The sequence below is a fragment of the Pelosinus propionicus DSM 13327 genome, from assembly GCF_900114615.1.
In the GTDB taxonomy this organism is placed as follows: Bacteria; Bacillota; Negativicutes; order DSM-13327; family DSM-13327; genus Pelosinus; species Pelosinus propionicus.
Window position 1 is genome coordinate 21420 of the sequence record NZ_FOTS01000034.1, and the last position, 17442, is coordinate 38861.

Sequence of the window (17442 nt, forward strand, 5' to 3'; positions counted from 1 at the left end):
TTCAATTATTCCTTTTCTCCCTTATAATAGAAATAAAAAATACCTGCAAGTAACTTTAGAGGAGGAATATATAATATGCGTACTGCAATAAGGATCTTTATTGTAATGATATGTATTCTTTCTGGAATTTTTTCAACAGCCTTAGCGAAACAGACTGAGTGGCAAGAGAATGCTTATGACTTTTCAAAAGTAAAAACAATTCTAATTATGAATACGGAATTTTTTAATGATGGATTTGATAGCAGCGGCAAAAATCAATTTCATAACTATCCTGATGCGCAAGAAAAGATTGGGAAGATGCTGGCAAGTAGATGGGAAAAGGTAACTGGATTTCATTATGTTACTTTGCCCTATATTATAGAAAAAGTAAAGGCTGATCCTAATACCCCAATCGATACTGCAATCGGTTCTGATCTGTCGGAAGATTTGATGAAAGCAATACCCAAGTATGCCGATCTCGTACTATTTACGGAGATTCATGATTTTGGCTGGTTCTATGAACATTATGATTCCTATTATTCTACGGAAACTGTTATTGATAGAGTGCGATATGGAGGAGTAACAGCAGATGGAAAGGCATACTCCGGCTGGATGGAAGTGCCAAGATCCGTTGTTGTACACTATGATGCTGGTTATCGGATTTACGATAGTGCCGATCTGCGATTTCGAATTGTTGATTCTCGCACTTGGAAAGATGTATGGAAGTATTCTGATAGAAGGGACCGTGCATCCAGTGCTTTTGGAAAAGAATATGATCATTCTGGCCCAGAATCAGTAATGAAGCGTATTTTAAACGTAGCGTTTGATAAGCTGCCTTTTAAAAAATAAAGCATGACGATATGGAGGCTAGTATGCTAAAAGAATTTACGATTCATACTCCGCATGAAGGGTTTATCGATATTACGAGTCAGGTGGCAGATTTAGTGAAACAATATCAAGGCGAGAAGAGTTTGTGTCAAGTCTTTGTCTCTCACACGACAGCAGGAGTAACAATTAATGAGAATGCTGACCCCGATGTGATAAAGGATATGCTGCTTGCACTCAATCATATGGTACCCGAGCTAGATTATCAACATAGTGAAGGGAATTCTCGTGCTCATGTGAAGGCGTCTATGATTGGGGCATCCGTCACCATTCCCATACTGAATGGAAGTCTCCATTTAGGCACTTGGCAGGGGATTTATTTTTGTGAATTTGATGGTACTAGAAGGCGAAAGGTTTGTGTAACGATCTTGTAAGATCATGCAATCCTATAAATAAAGGAGATTATTTATGCTAATTTCTAAAACACCGCCTCCTCCTTACTATGCTGTAATTTTTACATCACAAAGAACAGAAGGAGATAACGGATATCGTGAAACTGCAGATAAGATGGTATGTCTTGCTGAAAAACAGGCAGGATTTTTAGGTGCTGAAAGTGTAAGAGAAGCAAATGGATTGGGGATTACTATTTCTTATTGGGATTCATTGGAATCCATAAAAGAGTTTAAAGAACTTGCTGCTCATAAAGAAGCACAAAAAAATGCCAGAGACACATGGTACAGTACCTTTGGGCTGAGAGTTTGTAAGGTTGAAAAAGAAATAATAATGTAATATATATTAAAAATAAAAGAACGCCTGCCGGAATTCTGCATACGAGAATTCCGGCAGGCGTTCTTTTATTGATTTCTTAGGCGCATTCAGAGGCTGAAATAACCTTTGAATCAAATAGGTACGTTAATAAGAAGGTTCCGACACAAGCAATCCATTCCAGATAAATTACATGAGGGAAGATGCGAACGGAAGGAATGGTCTGCCAGAGGATTAGAACTGCTAAGCTTGCCATAATCGTATAAAATGCAGCGTTTCTGCGGCAAAGAGAAGGGGCGAATAAAGTAAACAGAACAATCACACTAAAGGAAGCTGTTAAGCTAAGGCCAATCATAAGAGTCGTGATAATACCGCTAATCGTCATTGCGAGAATCAGGGTTAAGAGCCCTAAAATGAGTACGGATGCCTTGGTGACAACTAGAAACGTTTTATCGCTCACATTAGGATTTACAAACTTTTTATAAATGTCCTGGGAAAACAAAGTTGCTGAGCTGAGCAGCAGGCTACAAGCTGTGGATACGTCAGCAGCCCATAAAGCTGCTAATGTAATCCCTGCTAATACCGGGTTCAATGACATAATGGTCATTGGAAGGGCCATAGCAGGACTCACATCAGGAAACATGGTTTTTGCTATTATGCCCAGTAGCGCACTGACAAAACCGATTGGAAGCATCATCAAGCCGCCAATCACAAATCCACGGCGAGCTGTTTGAACGTCTTTTGCTCCCAACGAAATTTGAATGATACTTTGCAAAGACAAGTTGACAGTTACTAATACGAGTATCCAAGTAATAATACCGGTGATGCCTACACCGTCAAAAAAGCTGAGATATGGTACAGTGGCAGGCAGTTGAGTTTCAATGTTTTTAAGACCGCCTGCATGTGTTACGCTGACAATGGTAGCTAAGATAATACCAATATATTTTAATGATACGTTTAAAAGATTGGAAAGACTGGCTGACCACATACCGCCAGTCATCGTAACACTAATAAATACGACGGCACTTGTAAGCATGCCGGTAGTGAGTGTGAAGATTTCAGGCATTAAAGCACAAAGGATACTTCCGCCAGCCAGATATTGAAGTGACATAACAACAAGTTGAATGAGAATTTGACAGGAAATACCTGCGATCATCCCTTTTTTATCATAAAATCTGCCTAGAAGTTCAGGTATTGTGGTGATATTCAGCTGACGATATTTTTGGGCAACCAACATTCCCATTGTGATGGCTCCGAGCCCCCAAGCCGTTGTATACCAGCCTGCAGAGAGACCGACTTTATAGGCTTGTTCCGCCACACCAATGGTTGATGCTCCGCCAACAGCAAGACCTACAATGGATACAGTAATCAACGGAGTGGTAAGCTGTCTGCCTGCCAGGATGTAATTGCTGGCATTGCCAGCTGACCTTCTTCTAGCAAAAAAACTAATAATAAAGAGCAGCAGAATGTATATACATACAATTAGAAATGGAATATTCATGGGTAAACCTCCTTAAGGTATAGAGTATTTTTCATCTTTTTTCTTTTATGCCGGCTATAAAAGAAAAAACGCCCCTCTAAAAAGAGGGACGATAGTGACCGTGGTACCACCCAAATTTGATCACAGACAAAATAAAAAGCGATACCGTATAAGGGACGAATCACCGCGGTACCACCCTAGTTTGATCATCAGATCAGCTCTATGCCTGTAACGTAGACAATACGGCAAGACCTACTATGTTTTCAGCCTGCAGTTCGGGAAGGAACTTCATTGTGTATTTTCAACTAGTTTACACCAGCCACTAGCTCTCTGTATGAAAAAGGCACAATTACTTTTTTCCGTCATCACCAATATCACATATGGTATTGGTACGATTATAATGGATTTTACATACGTTTGTCAATACCCGATGCACTGATGTTTTCATATTTCTTATTTTTTCAGCATTATTCGTAATTTTTATAAATGTAAACTCCTGTAAGGTCTCAAAAATGATATGTCCCTTGTTAAGCAGACTGAAAAAAAGTTTACTAGTTTTACCGCTAAATCCGAATTCGAGTTAAAGTAAATAATATGAGAAACTCCTGCAAAATATATCTTAATTTTGCAGGAGTTTTACTATTAAATGGGAAATATATCCAAAAGAAAGGGATGGTAAAAAATTACAATGGTTATCAACTTGGAGGAGATCATATGAAAAATGCAGTAAAAGTTATGGAATGGGATTGGGTACAAGTGTTTGAGAAAGAAAAAAAGAATATACGGATGATCCTTGGTTCTCATGCAGTTGCTATTGAACATGTAGGGAGCACAGCTATTCCCCAGAAGGAAGGAAAATCGGTAATATCCATCATGATTGGTGTTGTGCCATTTAGGGGATTTGGCTTTTATCAATCGATGTTTAGTTTAAAAGACTATAGCTATATACAAATCGATATGAATGATCGATATCTATTTAAAAAATATGAAAATGATGTTTGGACACATAACTTACATATTGTTCCTTTCGATGAAGAATTTTATATGCGTGATGGGTTTTTGCTGCGGGATTATTTACGTGATCATCCTGAGGTCGCTTTTGAATATAGCAAAGTTGAAAGGTATATAAATATGAGAAATGGCGGCAGCATTGCAAAATTTACTCGTTCTAAAATTGGATTTATAAAAAAGATAATTCATGCTGCCAGAAGAGAAAAAGGATTATCTTTGCAGCATATTTGAGTTAGAAACTGAATTCCGATTTTAAAAATTTGTTTATATCATGGTATATAAAATGATACTATAGTACATAAAAGTTCGTACTTGCTATTTATTGCAATAGTATATACTATATATGATATCAAATGCATTTTATGAATAGTAGTAAAGTGAGGTATAGATAGATGAGTCATTTATCCGATGAAATAGTTATAAGAGGAAGGAAAATAAAGAACAGAATTGTTATGCCTCCGATGATGTGTTTTTCTTTTAAAGGAGACAATGGAGGAATGTATGGTGAGCAATATGTTGAACACTACGCAAAAAGAGCAAAAGGCGGCACCGGTTTGATCATTGTACAAGCAACCCCTGTTGCAGGTGCAGCTAAGCAGAGTGGAGTTTGGAGTGACGAACAAATGAACCCTCTGAAGAAAATTGCTAAGAGATGCCATGATTATGGTTCTATCGTAATGATGCAGCTTTCTTGTGGCGATGTAGACATTAATGAGTTATCAGTAGAACAGATTCGCCAGATGCAGAGTGACTGTATTGCAGCTGCTGCAAGAGCAGTACAAGCAGGATTTGATGGTCTTGAATATCATTTTGCCCACGGTTACACGTTATGCAGATTTTTAGATCCAACTTTCAATAAAAGAAATGATAATTATGGTGGAAGCTTAGAAAATCGAGTGCGCTTTCTAACAGAGATCATATCGCAAATTCGTGACGCGGTTGGTGAAGATTCCATTGTTAGCGTTCGCATGGGAGGCAATATTCCGGATTTAGCAGGGGCAATTGATATTGCTAAGGTTTTTGAAGAACTAGGAATTGATCTCCTTCATGTTTCTTTTGGCATGAAAGAGCCCGAAAATGATATTCCTGCTGATTTTAAATGCAGTACAATTGTATTTAACGGCAGCGAGATTAAAAGGCATGTAACAATTCCAGTTATTGCTGTGTCAGAAATTTTTACTGCGGAGCAGGCAAGTTTCTTGTTAGAAAATGACTATGTAGATTTCGCGGCAGTGGGGAGAGGGATCTATGCTGATGAAAACTGGGCAAACAAGGTTCTTGCAAAGGAGCCTATCCAGCAGTGCCACAACTGTGGAGGCTCGTCTAGGAAATGCTTATGGTTTACTGACCACACAAAATGTCCTGCAAAGAAAATTAGCTGATTGATGTAGATATTCAAAGATAGAGGTATAAGTATGCAAAAAATTCTTGTTCTTAATGGCAGTCCTCGTAAGCAAGGTTCTACAGCTGCAATGGTAGAAGAAATCAGTAAGGGGGCAAGTGAGCAAGGGGCTGAGATTCGATCTTATTACCTTAATGGTATGAATATAAAAGGCTGTCAGAGTTGTTACGCCTGTAAAGGAGAAAGCCACCGCTGTATCCTGCAGGATGATATGCAGGAGTTATATGATGAAATTGATGCTGCCAGCGGCGTTGTTTTTGCTACTCCCGTATATATGTGGCAGATGACGGCACAATTAAAACAGGCGGTTGATCGTTTGTATCCTTTCTTAAAACCTGATTATTCCAGTTACTTAGCTCCTAGCAAGAAAGTCTTGCTGGCAGTCACACAGGGCAGACCTGACACGTCTATGTTTCATAACTATTTTGAACATATGGGGAAGAATCTTTCCTTTCTCGGTTTTGGTAATTACAAAATCCTCATCGCTGGAGGGACACGCAAGTCGGAGGACTTTTATAAACAAGCGGAGGTCGTGGCTGAGGCTAGACGAATGGGAGCCTGGCTTGTTGAATAGAAGAAACAAGGAATTAAATAAAGTCAGTTAAATTTTGATGGCACCAGGCGAAATCTACCTGGTGTCATTTTATGATAAAGTGTTCACCGATCATAAAAATAACGTACTTAACTTATTAAAAAATATTGCCTGGTATTAATACCAGGTGCTATAATGGAACGTAGAAACTGTTACTATTAAGAGCGATCTAAATGCTTTAAATAAGAGGAGGGGCTTATGTATGAATAAAAAATGCGTTGGCATTATTGGACTAGGATCGTATGTGCCTCAGAAGATCATGACGAATAAGGATCTGGAACAAATAATGGACACTTCTGATCAATGGATTGTTGAACGTACAGGGATTCATGAACGGCGCGTTGCAGCAGCGAATGAATCTACGTCAGATTTAGCTACTAAAGCAGCCCGCAAGGCATTAGAAGATGCGAAGCTTTCAGCAGCAGAAATAGACTTAATTATTGTAGCAACAGCGTCACCGGATATGACATTTCCCGCAACAGCATGTGTAGTGCAGGATAATATAAAAGCGATAAATGCTGCCGCTTTTGATATTTCTGCGGTTTGTTCCGGATTTCTATATGCCCTTATAACGGGCAGCCAATTTATAAAAACAGGTATGTATCGTAAAGTGTTAGTAATTGGCGCAGAAACCCTTTCACGATTTACAGATTGGAGCGATCGTAATACAGGAATGCTATTTGGTGATGGAGCAGGAGCTGCTGTTTTAGGTGAAACACCAGAAGGCTATGGTATTTTAGGAGTGGATTTGGGAGCAGATGGCGGCGGTGCAGAACTTTTGAAAATACCGGCAGGAGGTTCACGTCACCCTGCAACAAATGAAACGATATTGCAGAAACAACATTTCATTCATATGAATGGAAACGAGGTTTTTAAATTTGCTGTCAAGGTAATGGGGGAAACCATTCTCAAGGCATTGAAGAATGCAAATCTTGCTGCAAGTGACATCACATATCTTGTGCCTCACCAAGCTAATATTCGCATTATTCACTCAGCAGCGAAAAGACTCGGTATGCCAATGGAAAAAGTAGTAGTAAACATTAATAAGTATGGAAATACTTCTGCAGCTTCAATACCAATCGCTCTTGATGAGGCTGTAAAATCAGGAGCAATTCAGTCGGGTGATATTGTTGCGTTAGCAGGATTTGGCGGAGGCTTAACCTGGGCATCCAGCATTATTAAGTGGTGCAAGTAAAAATTAGTGATGCATAGTATTTTTCTCATCACATAAATAGTAATAGACTGACAGCCATGACCAGCATCCCTAAGACCAAACCGTAAATGGACAAATGATGCTCACCATATTCTCGGGCAGTAGGTAATAATTGATCTAATGAAATAAAAACCATGATGCCACCCACCCCTGCAAAAACGATACCAAAAAGGGTATCTGTCATAAAAGGCGCTAAGATCAGATACCCAATAATGGCACCAGCAGGTTCTGCTAGTCCGGAGAGAAAAGAGTAATAGAAGGCTTTTTTATGACTGCCTGTTGCGTAGTAAAGAGGAATCGATACTGCAATTCCTTCTGGAATATTGTGAATGGCTACAGCAATAGCGATGCTTACTCCTAGGGCAGGGTCTTGCAATGAGGCAATGAGTGTTGCAAACCCTTCTGGAAAATTGTGAATGGCCACAGCTAATGCTGTAAAAATTCCCATACGAAGTAATTTTTTTTCAGCGTTGGGATACGCTGTTTTTTCCGATTCGCTAATTTCTTCAACGCTGTGCATTTCATGTGGATTTTCATGAGAAGGAATAAGCTTATCAATTGCAGCAATAAATAACATACCTCCGAAAAAGGATACTATAGTAATCCACGAGCCCATTTTCTCGCCAAGCCCTAGTATAAGAGAATCCTGCGCTTTTCTAAAGATTTCTATCATGGAGACATAAATCATTACACCTGCTGAAAATCCTAATGCGAGTGAAAGAAATTTTTTGTTCGTTCGTTTTGTTAAAAATGCTAGTGCGCTTCCAATTCCCGTGCATAATCCTGCAAATAGAGTAAGACCAAAGGCTGTCCATAGATTTTCGGATGTCATATAATATCCCCCCTTTTTTGCTCTTATTCTATTTCTCTCGTTTACTTTCCTGCGCTCAGTTGCCTTAAATGACGATACATGTAATCATATGCACAAAAATAGGACAGACCGTGCAAGAACAGAAAAGCTTGCACGGTCTATTCTATTATCTCTTCCATTCATTAATTTGTTTTTGTAAGTTTTCAATTTTGTCTTGTAGTTTCTTGACTTCCAGCTCCAATTTTTCAGTAGATTTTTTTTCTTCCTTGTCCTGCTGTTCGCTGATAGCGTCATTCACTAAGGATCTTTGGGCGGCAATGACAAACATCACTTGTGCGGTTTCAAATAAGCCATTTGCTAAAAGACTAATTTCGTCGACTGTTAAGGGCTGTGAGAGAGCAATTCCTAATAGATAAAAAAGTAAAGTTATTTCTTCTGGAGATAGGTCATAAAATAAGGAATCATCTGGTACCTCTTTATATTTCTCCAATAAATTGCACCCCATTAAATGGGAATTTAGTATCTATATAGCATATGTGTTATAAATTAAGTTAGACCAGCAGCATGAGATAAACGGCCAAATACGATCGCTTAATTTTATAACTGGAATGGCATTCGTACTGCAAGTATTAGAAAATGTGGTTTTCTGCAAAAGATGTGGTTATCATTGTTGCTGTATGATGGAGAATATGAGCGAGAAGAAGATATGCTGAATGATATAAAACGTATAATAAAAACATTTGTGAATCAGACTAACGAAGAGCCGCAGCAGTGATTTTATATAGGCAGTTACTATTTCCTCGGAAATGAATAAAGTGTTTGATTAAGGCGGCATTCGAAATAGTATGTTTTATTGGGAAGGTGAGAACGATAAATAGACTTCTTTTTGGAATATCGGGTCTTCCTATTGGTAAGGGGCAAAAATTTAACTATGCGTCAGGGATAACCTATTTGAAAGGGGTTGGTCTGGATGCCATGGAACTACTTTTTGTCAGGTCTGTTAATGTATCGGATAAGAACAAAGATGCTATATTAGAAAACAAACTCAAACATGATTTCTATTTATCGGCTCATGGGTCCTATTATATAAATTTAAATGCAAATGAGCGGCAGAAACAAGAGGAGTCAATGCAAAGAATCATAAATGCGGCAGAAGCACTAGCCAAAATCCAAGGGCGAAGCCTTATTTTCCATCCAGGATTTTATTTAAAGGATTCTAAAGAGATGACGTATGAAACGATACGACAAAATTTATCCAAACTTCCATATAAGGGAATTGATTATCGGCTAGAGACTACTGGAAAAGGGACGCAATTCGGAACACTTGAAGAATTAGTATCGTTGTGTAAAGAAGTCAGTTCTTGCAAATTATGTGTTGATTTCGCTCACATACATGCGAGAAACAATGGCATCTTAAAAAAGTATGATGATTTTGCCAAGCTGCTTCAATATATAGCAGATCAATTAGGGCGGGCTGCTTTACATGATCTTCATATTCATATGGGAGGTATTCAGTACAGTGAAAAAGGTGAGAGAAATCACCTTCCCCTAGAGGAAAGTGATTTCAACTTTACAGCTTGCCTGCAAGCACTAAAAGATTACGATGTAAAAGGCTGCGTTATATGTGAAGGGCCAAGAGTTGAATATGATGCTTTATTATTGAAAAAGACATACGAAACATTATAATGGCAAGAGTTACGATAGCCGACCAGCCTTCAAAATCGAATAATGGTATTTCGGACTTTTTTATTGCTTTTTGGAAACTAAAATACTATAATAGTTTATGAGTAGGGAGATTTGTGGAAAATTTCTTATAGAAATCAATAAAATAGCAGGTGATCATTATGGATGATATAAAAAATAATATTCTTGATAAGGCAAAAGAACGATTGGATCGTTTTGGCTTTAAAAAAACGACAATGGACGAAATCAGCAGAGATTGTAAAATTTCTAAAAAAACGATTTATGAACATTTTAAAGATAAAGAAGATCTATTTACTTGTTTAATAACAAGAGAATGCCATGAAACTGTAGAAATTATATTTTCCCAAGTGTGTGAGATAGCCGATCCATTAGAGCGATTAATTCACCTTATTAGGAATGCAATATCTTACTTCAATGAAGATATCTTTGTAACCAGGATACTAAAGAATGACGATGCTTTGTTTTCGGCATTTTTAAGCCGAAAATATCATACACTGATTGATCAAGAAATTATTTCTCGAATTGCTGAAATTATTAATGAAGGAAAACAACAAGGGATTTTTAGGGAAGTGGATGAAAAGGTGATAGCTTATGCTGGCATTAAGCTTTTTCAATCGTTTAGTTATATGCAAACAGGCCAATTTCTTGCAGATCAAGATAAGCAAGGGTACTATACGGATGTATTAATTGATTTTATTGTTCATGCACTTGTGAAGAAATAAGCTGTATATTATTTTATGATTAGGTTCATCGCATTCTATTTTACCCTAAATAAACCGTAATACTAAAATAGTTTATTAGTAACAATTGGGAGGTAATCTAAGTGAAAAAAAGTCTTTTAATTATCATTGCAATTTTAAGTACTACATCATTGCTAGTAGCTGGTTGTTCCAAGGCAGCCACAACGATAGAGGAAATACCGCTGGTTCGCTCTGAGACGGTAAAAATAAACAGTTTAGGAGAAAATGCAAACTATTCTGGTGAAGTTCGCGGCCGTTATGAAACTCAGCTTGCTTTCCAAGTCAGTGGGAAGATTATAAAAAGAAATGTTGACCTTGGCAGCAAAGTCATCCCTGGAGATGTACTAATGGAAATTGATGCTAAGGATATTCAGCAAAATGTCAATATTTCTTCAGCTCAAGTATCTTCCGCTCAGTCTCAGTTGCAATTGGCTGCAATAAATCTAGAGCGTTATCGTACGCTTTTTGAGCAAGGGGCTGTTAGTCGTGCCCAATTGGATCAATATCAAAATAATTATGAGGTTGCTCAGGCAGCTGTTCGACAATCCTCTGCTCAATATACTCAAGGCAGCAACCAGTTAGGTTACAGTACACTAGTTGCCGATAGCGAAGGTGTTATTTCCAGTGTCAGTGCGGAAGCAGGGCAAGTCGTAAGCTCTGGCCAGGCGTTGCTTACACTCGTTAAGGATGGAGAACGAGAAGTTGAAATTAATGTTCCTGAAAATCGGGTAGATGGGTTGCGTAAGGCTGAGCAAATTCAGGTTACTTTTTGGGCTTTGCCGAATGTGACAGTCCAAGGAAATATTAGAGAAATTTCACCAATTGCCGATAAAGTATCTCGAACCTATAAAGTACGTATTAGTTTAGTTAATCCTCCTCCTGGCATCAATTTAGGTATGACAGCCAATGTGATTGTTGCGCAAACTGGCGGTCAGCAGGCCACCTATATTCCTCTTTCGGCCATTTACCAGACTGGAGATGCCCCGCATGTATGGGTCATTGTTAATGATGTGGTAACCCTGCGTTCTGTAAAAGTAGGTGCTTTCGGCGATAATAAGGTTCAAGTCCTGGAAGGACTCCAGGATGGAGATAATATTGTTACGGCAGGGGTGCAAAAGCTGCATGAAGGAGAGAAGGTGCGCAAATGAAGAACCTAAATTTAACCCAGTGGGCACTGAATCACAAACAATTAGTTTATTTTTTGGTAATGGTGACGTTTATCATGGGGATCTTTTCCTATCAGCAGCTAGGGAGAATGGAAGATCCTGATTTTGTGATTCGCCAAATGATTGTATCTGTATCTTGGCCTGGAGCCAGTGCTCTTCAAGTAGAAGAACAGGTTACTGACAAAATTGAAAAAAAATTGCAGGATGTGCCCGGTATTTACTATTTAAGAAGCTATTCACAACCGGGAAAAGCTGTTATTTACGTTACGTTAAAAGATACAGTAAATGAAAAAGACGTCCGCCCGACTTGGCTGGAAGTGCGCAATATGGTTAACGACATGAAAAGCACACTGCCTCAGGGCATTGTGGGACCTTCTTTTAATGACCGCTTTGATGATGTATTCGGCTGCATTTATGCCCTCACTTCTGATGGGTACAGTTATGAAGAAATGCGGGAAAACGCGGAGCAAGTGCGTAGGACTCTGCTTGGAGTCAAAAATGTTAAAAAGGCAGACTTAATTGGTGTACAAACGGAAAAAATCTATATTGAGATGGAAAATAGCAAATTAGCCCAGCTTGGCGTCGACCCCAATTTGATTATTAATGCGGTGAAGACACAAAGTCCTATGGCGGCGTCTGGAATGGTAGAAACGGCAACAGATAATGTGTATTTGCGGGTTAGCGGAATATTTGAAAATATAGACAATCTTAAAAATCTGCCGATTCGCGCCAATGATCGTACCTTTCGGCTAGAAGATGTAGCAAAGATTCAGCGCAGTTATACTGAGCCGATGGAACCAAGGATGTATTATAATGGTCAGCCGGCAATCGGTATTGCCCTTGCGATGGATAAGGGCGGCAATGTACTTACATTAGGAACAGATTTGGATAAAACGTTAAAACAAATTAAACAGGAGCTGCCTCTTGGCCTAGAGATACATCAGGTTTCGAATCAACCAGAGGTCGTTAAAGAATCGATTGGCGAATTTACGAAATCTCTCAAAGAAGCGATCATCATTGTGTTGGTTGTCAGTTTTTTAAGTCTTGGTGTTAGGGCGGGGATTGTTGTAGCTCTATGTATTCCTTTGGTAATAGCAGGGATATTTGCATGTATGCAAGTTTTTGGAATTGATCTTCACAAAGTTTCTTTAGGAGCGCTTATCATTGCTCTTGGTCTCTTAGTCGATGATGCCATTATTGCAGTAGAGATGATGACGGTAAAGCTAGAGCAAGGCTGGAGTAAATTTGATGCTGCTTGCTATGCCTATACGGCTACTGCATTTCCGATGCTTACAGGAACGTTAATCACTTGTGCAGGTTTTATTCCTATTGGATTTTCTAAAGGAGCTGCATCCGAATTTACCAGCAGTATTTTTACGGTAGTAACCATTGCACTTTTGATATCATGGTTTGTATCCGTTCTGGTAACACCTTTGCTGGGATATAAGCTCATAAACCTGAAAGGTAAAGAAGAGAAAGCTCATGATCCATATGATTCTAGATTTTATCGGTTCTTCCGCAAGATTCTTACTTGGTGCTTGTACCATCGTAAACTAGTACTGGGGATTACTATAGCATGTTTTATTGGCTCTCTTGGTCTGCTTACACTTATAAAACAAGAATTTTTTCCGCCCTCAGTACGCCCTGAACTGATTGTAGAGATGACGTTACCGGAAGGATCTTCTTTACTTGCGACTCAGCAGGAAGCCCAAAAACTTGCCGAACAGCTTCAAGATGATCCTAACATTAACAATTACAGTTATTATGTGGGGCAAGGAGCACCGCGTTTTGTATTAACTTCTGATCCTAAACTGCCGGCAGCCAACTATGCGCAGTTTGTCATTGTTGCCAAGGATTTAGAAGCACGGGAGGCGTTGAATCGTAAAATTAATACGATCTTTGCAGAGGATTTTGCAAATGTGCGAGGACATGTAAAATTCATTCAAACAGGGCCGCCTTCACCTTATCCTGTCATGCTAAGAGTTAGCGGTTATGATCATGAAAAGGTGAGAAACATTGCCCAAGAGGTCAGTGATGTGATGCATGCAAATCCAAAGCTGCATAACATTAATTTTGATTGGAATGAAAAAAATAAAGTTATGCATTTGTCGGTTGATCAGGATAAGGCAAGGCTGCTAGGGATTAACAGCCAAAGCTTAGCCCTTGACTTGCAGACGCAGTTATCAGGAGCATCCATTGCGGAGTTTTACGAGGAGGATAAAACGATCGGTATTGTCTTTCGCATGGATTCGCAAAATCGCAAAGATCTATCTTCCATTAAAGATCTTCCTATTCATATTGGCAGTGGTAAATTTGTTCCTCTCGAACAAATTGCCAAAATCAGCTATGATGCAGAAGACGGGATGATTTGGCGGCGCGATCTCAAACCGACAATTACCGTTCAAGCCGATGTAAGACCAGAAATAACAGGAAATGATGCAACCAAGAACGTGTATCAAGACCTTGCAGCACTGCGTCAGAGTCTGCCTCCTGGTTATAGTATTATGATTGGCGGTTCATTAGAGCGCAGTCAAGAATCCATGGAGTTCCTGCTGAAACCTGTTCCAGTAATGATACTCATCATCGTAACGCTGTTGATGATACAGCTCCAGAAAGTTTCACTTATGATCCTCGCTGTCCTCACAGCACCTTTAGGGATTATTGGAGTCAGCCTTTCTATGCTGCTAACCATGCGGCCAATGGGATTTGTAGCTGAGCTTGGCATTCTTGCCCTTAGCGGTATGATCATTCGAAACTCGGTTATCTTAATCGATCAGATTGAACAGCATATCAAGGCGGGTGAAAGCCCTTGGGATGCTATCATAGACTCTGCTATATTGAGATTCCGTCCCATTATGCTTACTGCAGCAGCTGCCATATTAGGTATGGTTCCTTTGATTCCCAGCACTTTCTGGGGACCGATGGCAGTAGCAATTGCCGGCGGATTGCTAGGTGCGACCATTTTAACACTATTAGTATTGCCTACTATGTATGCTGCCTGGTTTAAAGTAAAGCCGAAATCGAATTCTTAAAAGAGGGGAACTCCTGAAAGGTTAAAGAATCTTTCGGGAGTTTTCTGCTTTTATAATAAAAGAAAAAATGATAATATGGAATGTAGCAGGGTTTTTTGAGTTTCAAATGATCATTATACGGGTAATAATCCTACCTAAGAGGGGGCTAACATGATACATAGAAAAAAATATTTGTATTTATTCCTAGCTGCTTTATTTATGTTGAATGCAGTGCTAGGTATGTGCAGCGCTTCCGAAAGAATTAGTTCGGATTTAATAAAGTTTCAAAGAACAGGATGGAATTTTGATTCTAAAGGGGCGAATATTTTTGTTGGAACATTGAAGAATATTTCTGGTAAAGATGTCGAATTCATTGGGCTAAGGTGCGGTTTTTATGATGCTAATGGAGTACAGCTTGATCACGGCACTGTCATACTGCGGGATGTTTTAAAGGATGAGTATGCTACCTTTGAATTCTATCCTTCTGCTCCAGCTGGAACTGTTACAGCAACGATAACAAGTGTGGATGTATATATAAAATAGGAAGTAAGCGTATCCCCAAAAAAAGAACAACACCTGCAAGAACTCAAATGAGAATTTGCAGGTGTTGTTTTTAGTTGTAATTTTCTCGTAATCAGAGATTTTTTAGTTCCGTCGATTCGGTAATAATTTGATTTACGATACCGTACTCGATCGCTTCTTGTGCGCCAAGCCAGTAATTTCTCTGTGTGTCTTTTTCTATTTTTTCCAGAGGCTGGTCAGTTCCATCACTAATTAACTTGTTGATTCTAGAGCGCATTTTAATAATTTCATCAGCTTCAATCCGAATGTCACTGGCTTGTCCCTGAACTCCTCCCAGAGGCTGATGTATCATATAGCGAGTATTTGGCAGAGAATAACGATTTTCTTTATCTGCTGCCAGGTAAATCGTGATGCCGGCGCTGGCAACCCAGCCAGTGCCAATTACGATGACACGCGGCTTAACAAATTTAATCATGTCGTGAATGGTATCGCCAGCCTCAACATGTCCTCCTTGACTGTTGATAAACAACTTAATTGGCTGATCTCCCATTTCCTCTAAGATTAATAGTTGTGCCATAACTTTTGCCGCGACAGCTTGTGTAATTTCACCGGAAATAATAATTGATCTGGTTTTTAATATTCTTTCCTGCAGTTTTTCTTGAGAACTTTCTTTTTCTTGATGTTCCATACATATCATTCCTTTCTTTTGAAGTGGGCTCCACCGTATAAAAAGTGTAGTGGTGTTTTATATCTAATCGTTTGTATTAAAAATCAAAATTGTCTGGATCCGAACCAACACGCTGGTTTTGATTTAAAGCATCGATTTGTTCCAAATCGTCTTTGGTTAGTTCGAAGTCAAACACATTTGAATTTTCAATGATACGATGCTCCTTTATTGATTTGGGAATGGTTACGACACCATTCTGCAAGTCCCAGCGTATGATTACCTGAGCGATTGACTTGCCGTATTTGTCAGCAATCTTTTGTAATGTAGGATTATCTAACAGTTTGCCCTGCATTAAGGGAGACCATGCTTCAAACAGGATACCTTGTTCTCTGCAAAAGGCTCGCAGCTCTTTTTGTATGAGGCGGGGATGAAATTCCACTTGATTGATCATTGGTTTTATGGTAGCACCTTGAAATACATCTTTTAAATGATGAACATGGAAATTACTCACTCCAATGGCGCGGACCCGCCCATCATGATAGATGCGTTCTAAAGCTCTCCATGTATCTTTATATTTTCCTTTTACTGGCCAGTGAATCAGATATAAATCCAGATACTCTAAATCAAGTTTTTGTAAGCTTTTTTGATACGCTTCTAAGGTGGTGTCGTATCCTTGATCTGCATTCCAGACTTTTGAGGTTACAAACAAGTCTTCTCTCACAATACCAGCTTCCAGCAAACCCTCTTTAATACCTTGTCCGACACCTTCCTCATTTTTGTAAATAGCTGCTGTATCAATACTTCGATAACCATATTTGATGGCAGTTCTTACAGCGTCAACAACTTCAGAACCTTCTTTTACTTTAAAGACTCCTAAACCAAGCCAAGGAATTTTTACTCCATTCGCTAAGGTAACTGTGTCTTGCAGATTCTTTGCCATAATACGATGACCTCCTATTTTTATTAATACATGTTACATATCTACTAAAGAATACCATTTATATGTTGAGTATATAGTCGATTTTGAATTTCCACAAGTAGGCACTTTTAAGTGACACCTATTTATCAAATATAAGGCAGTGAATTTATTTGAGGCAGCAAAAAGTAGAGAGACTATGCTTACAACTTGAGACACATCCAAGTTGCTTCTAGAATTTTCTTTCCTTCGCAGGAAGCAAATCCGGTTTGTTTGAGTATTTTATCAGTAATCTTAAGATTCTTCACGATCAAGGTAACTGGGACATCGGGTGCAACAAAATCGAAAAAATGAACCGTTTCGATAGATGCTAATCCCCATAGGGCTTTAGAAAATAGACCCGTGTCATTGACTCCTGCACCTCCGCATTGCACGATCGATTCAATCAGAATGGATTGGGGCACGATTTTTTTGCCAGGGAAATATTCTTGAAAATATAAAAAGGCCGCATCATAGGTTTTCCTTCCTATGATCTCATCTCGATTTGCAGAAATAATTTCGTCAACAAATAAAAATGGGTAACGCTGTGGGAGCAATGTTTCAATAGCTTTCATGCGATAAGCCTCCTAAAAGAATCT

18 protein-coding genes and 1 other annotated feature are annotated in these 17442 nt (G+C 39.0%); of the genes, 12 read left to right on the plus strand and 6 right to left on the minus strand.

Going from position 1 to position 17442, the window contains the following annotated elements; genetic code table 11:
* Positions 1 to 75 precede the first annotated feature (75 nt).
* The 3 genes from BMZ99_RS16860 to BMZ99_RS16870 are packed head-to-tail and all read left to right on the plus strand — an operon-like array spanning position 76 to position 1593.
* The gene (locus tag BMZ99_RS16860) at positions 76 to 828 is read left to right on the plus strand and encodes a hypothetical protein (protein ID WP_090939875.1); all 753 of its coding nucleotides are present in this window, start codon (positions 76 to 78) and stop codon (positions 826 to 828) included.
* 23 nt (positions 829 to 851) lie between these two features.
* On the plus strand, positions 852 to 1238 hold the full coding sequence (locus BMZ99_RS16865) for a secondary thiamine-phosphate synthase enzyme YjbQ (protein ID WP_090939879.1): 387 nt from the start codon (positions 852 to 854) through the stop codon (positions 1236 to 1238).
* 34 nt (positions 1239 to 1272) lie between these two features.
* A complete protein-coding gene (locus tag BMZ99_RS16870; protein ID WP_090939884.1) occupies positions 1273 to 1593 on the plus strand; it encodes an antibiotic biosynthesis monooxygenase family protein in 321 nt (106 codons plus the stop codon).
* Between the two features lie 76 nt (positions 1594 to 1669).
* Here the strand turns inward: BMZ99_RS16870 and BMZ99_RS16875 are convergent, their stop codons facing one another.
* The gene (locus BMZ99_RS16875) at positions 1670 to 3070 is read right to left on the minus strand and encodes a sodium:solute symporter family protein (RefSeq protein WP_090939886.1); all 1401 of its coding nucleotides are present in this window, start codon (positions 3068 to 3070) and stop codon (positions 1670 to 1672) included.
* Between the two features lie 148 nt (positions 3071 to 3218).
* Positions 3219 to 3424: a binding site (T-box leader), on the minus strand.
* A gap of 339 nt (positions 3425 to 3763) precedes the next feature.
* Between BMZ99_RS16875 and BMZ99_RS16880 the strand changes: the two genes are divergently transcribed.
* The 4 genes from BMZ99_RS16880 to BMZ99_RS16895 all read left to right on the plus strand — a co-directional run bounded on the left by BMZ99_RS16880 (position 3764) and on the right by BMZ99_RS16895 (position 7249).
* Positions 3764 to 4291 carry a GrpB family protein gene (locus tag BMZ99_RS16880; RefSeq protein ID WP_090939889.1) on the plus strand — a complete coding sequence of 176 codons (528 nt, stop codon included), beginning with the start codon at positions 3764 to 3766 and terminating at the stop codon, positions 4289 to 4291.
* A 161-nt stretch (positions 4292 to 4452) separates the two neighbouring features.
* Entirely contained in the window at positions 4453 to 5442 is a 990-nt protein-coding gene (locus BMZ99_RS16885; RefSeq protein WP_175490592.1) for an NADH:flavin oxidoreductase, read from the plus strand.
* Positions 5443 to 5475: 33 nt separating this feature from the next.
* On the plus strand, positions 5476 to 6036 hold the full coding sequence (locus BMZ99_RS16890; protein WP_090939891.1) for a flavodoxin family protein: 561 nt from the start codon (positions 5476 to 5478) through the stop codon (positions 6034 to 6036).
* Positions 6037 to 6256: 220 nt separating this feature from the next.
* Positions 6257 to 7249 (plus strand): beta-ketoacyl-ACP synthase III, encoded by a 993-nt coding sequence (locus BMZ99_RS16895; RefSeq protein ID WP_090939894.1) that lies wholly within the window; start codon positions 6257 to 6259, stop codon positions 7247 to 7249.
* 28 nt (positions 7250 to 7277) lie between these two features.
* Here the strand turns inward: BMZ99_RS16895 and zupT are convergent, their stop codons facing one another.
* Both zupT and BMZ99_RS16905 read right to left on the minus strand, forming a co-directional pair.
* Positions 7278 to 8099 (minus strand): zinc transporter ZupT, encoded by an 822-nt coding sequence (zupT, locus tag BMZ99_RS16900; RefSeq protein ID WP_090939897.1) that lies wholly within the window; start codon positions 8097 to 8099, stop codon positions 7278 to 7280.
* 145 nt (positions 8100 to 8244) lie between these two features.
* A complete protein-coding gene (locus BMZ99_RS16905) occupies positions 8245 to 8568 on the minus strand; it encodes a hypothetical protein (protein WP_245755024.1) in 324 nt (107 codons plus the stop codon).
* A gap of 371 nt (positions 8569 to 8939) precedes the next feature.
* Here BMZ99_RS16905 and BMZ99_RS16910 point away from each other — a divergent pair, with 371 nt between their 5' ends.
* The 5 genes from BMZ99_RS16910 (at position 8940) to BMZ99_RS16930 (ending at position 15242) form a co-directional block, all read left to right on the plus strand.
* Positions 8940 to 9764 (plus strand): TIM barrel protein, encoded by an 825-nt coding sequence (locus tag BMZ99_RS16910; RefSeq protein ID WP_090939964.1) that lies wholly within the window; start codon positions 8940 to 8942, stop codon positions 9762 to 9764.
* Between the two features lie 158 nt (positions 9765 to 9922).
* On the plus strand, positions 9923 to 10504 hold the full coding sequence (locus BMZ99_RS16915) for a TetR/AcrR family transcriptional regulator (RefSeq protein ID WP_090939902.1): 582 nt from the start codon (positions 9923 to 9925) through the stop codon (positions 10502 to 10504).
* Between the two features lie 101 nt (positions 10505 to 10605).
* Positions 10606 to 11670: an efflux RND transporter periplasmic adaptor subunit gene (locus BMZ99_RS16920; RefSeq protein WP_090939905.1), complete on the plus strand. Its 1065-nt coding sequence runs from the start codon at positions 10606 to 10608 to the stop codon at positions 11668 to 11670.
* Positions 11667 to 14720 (plus strand): efflux RND transporter permease subunit, encoded by a 3054-nt coding sequence (locus tag BMZ99_RS16925; protein ID WP_090939908.1) that lies wholly within the window; start codon positions 11667 to 11669, stop codon positions 14718 to 14720. The genes BMZ99_RS16920 and BMZ99_RS16925 overlap by 4 nt, the downstream gene beginning before the upstream one ends.
* A gap of 150 nt (positions 14721 to 14870) precedes the next feature.
* Complete coding sequence (locus BMZ99_RS16930) at positions 14871 to 15242, plus strand: FxLYD domain-containing protein (RefSeq protein ID WP_090939911.1); 372 nt, start codon at positions 14871 to 14873, stop codon at positions 15240 to 15242.
* A 91-nt stretch (positions 15243 to 15333) separates the two neighbouring features.
* Here the strand turns inward: BMZ99_RS16930 and BMZ99_RS16935 are convergent, their stop codons facing one another.
* From BMZ99_RS16935 to BMZ99_RS16945, 3 genes are all read right to left on the minus strand, one after another.
* Positions 15334 to 15909, minus strand: coding sequence for an ATP-dependent Clp protease proteolytic subunit (locus BMZ99_RS16935; protein ID WP_090939914.1), 576 nt, complete (start codon positions 15907 to 15909; stop codon positions 15334 to 15336).
* 76 nt (positions 15910 to 15985) lie between these two features.
* Positions 15986 to 16828 carry an aldo/keto reductase gene (locus BMZ99_RS16940; RefSeq protein ID WP_090939918.1) on the minus strand — a complete coding sequence of 281 codons (843 nt, stop codon included), beginning with the start codon at positions 16826 to 16828 and terminating at the stop codon, positions 15986 to 15988.
* A 179-nt stretch (positions 16829 to 17007) separates the two neighbouring features.
* A complete protein-coding gene (locus BMZ99_RS16945) occupies positions 17008 to 17418 on the minus strand; it encodes a 3-hydroxyacyl-ACP dehydratase FabZ family protein (RefSeq protein WP_090939921.1) in 411 nt (136 codons plus the stop codon).
* Between the last annotated feature and the right edge of the window lie 24 nt (positions 17419 to 17442).

Bases quoted from the DNA above. Each gene is read 5' to 3' on its own strand.
- BMZ99_RS16860 (WP_090939875.1), top strand. From the start codon at position 76: ATGCGTACTGCAATAAGGATCTTTATTGTAATGATATGTATTCTTTCT.
- BMZ99_RS16865 (WP_090939879.1), top strand. From the start codon at position 852: ATGCTAAAAGAATTTACGATTCATACTCCGCATGAAGGGTTTATCGAT.
- BMZ99_RS16870 (WP_090939884.1), top strand. From the start codon at position 1,273: ATGCTAATTTCTAAAACACCGCCTCCTCCTTACTATGCTGTAATTTTT.
- BMZ99_RS16875 (WP_090939886.1), bottom strand. From the start codon at position 3,070: ATGAATATTCCATTTCTAATTGTATGTATATACATTCTGCTGCTCTTT.
- BMZ99_RS16880 (WP_090939889.1), top strand. From the start codon at position 3,764: ATGAAAAATGCAGTAAAAGTTATGGAATGGGATTGGGTACAAGTGTTT.
- BMZ99_RS16885 (WP_175490592.1), top strand. From the start codon at position 4,453: ATGAGTCATTTATCCGATGAAATAGTTATAAGAGGAAGGAAAATAAAG.
- BMZ99_RS16890 (WP_090939891.1), top strand. From the start codon at position 5,476: ATGCAAAAAATTCTTGTTCTTAATGGCAGTCCTCGTAAGCAAGGTTCT.
- BMZ99_RS16895 (WP_090939894.1), top strand. From the start codon at position 6,257: ATGAATAAAAAATGCGTTGGCATTATTGGACTAGGATCGTATGTGCCT.
- zupT (WP_090939897.1), bottom strand. From the start codon at position 8,099: ATGACATCCGAAAATCTATGGACAGCCTTTGGTCTTACTCTATTTGCA.
- BMZ99_RS16915 (WP_090939902.1), top strand. From the start codon at position 9,923: ATGGATGATATAAAAAATAATATTCTTGATAAGGCAAAAGAACGATTG.
- BMZ99_RS16925 (WP_090939908.1), top strand. From the start codon at position 11,667: ATGAAGAACCTAAATTTAACCCAGTGGGCACTGAATCACAAACAATTA.
- BMZ99_RS16930 (WP_090939911.1), top strand. From the start codon at position 14,871: ATGATACATAGAAAAAAATATTTGTATTTATTCCTAGCTGCTTTATTT.
- BMZ99_RS16935 (WP_090939914.1), bottom strand. From the start codon at position 15,909: ATGGAACATCAAGAAAAAGAAAGTTCTCAAGAAAAACTGCAGGAAAGA.
- BMZ99_RS16940 (WP_090939918.1), bottom strand. From the start codon at position 16,828: ATGGCAAAGAATCTGCAAGACACAGTTACCTTAGCGAATGGAGTAAAA.
- BMZ99_RS16945 (WP_090939921.1), bottom strand. From the start codon at position 17,418: ATGAAAGCTATTGAAACATTGCTCCCACAGCGTTACCCATTTTTATTT.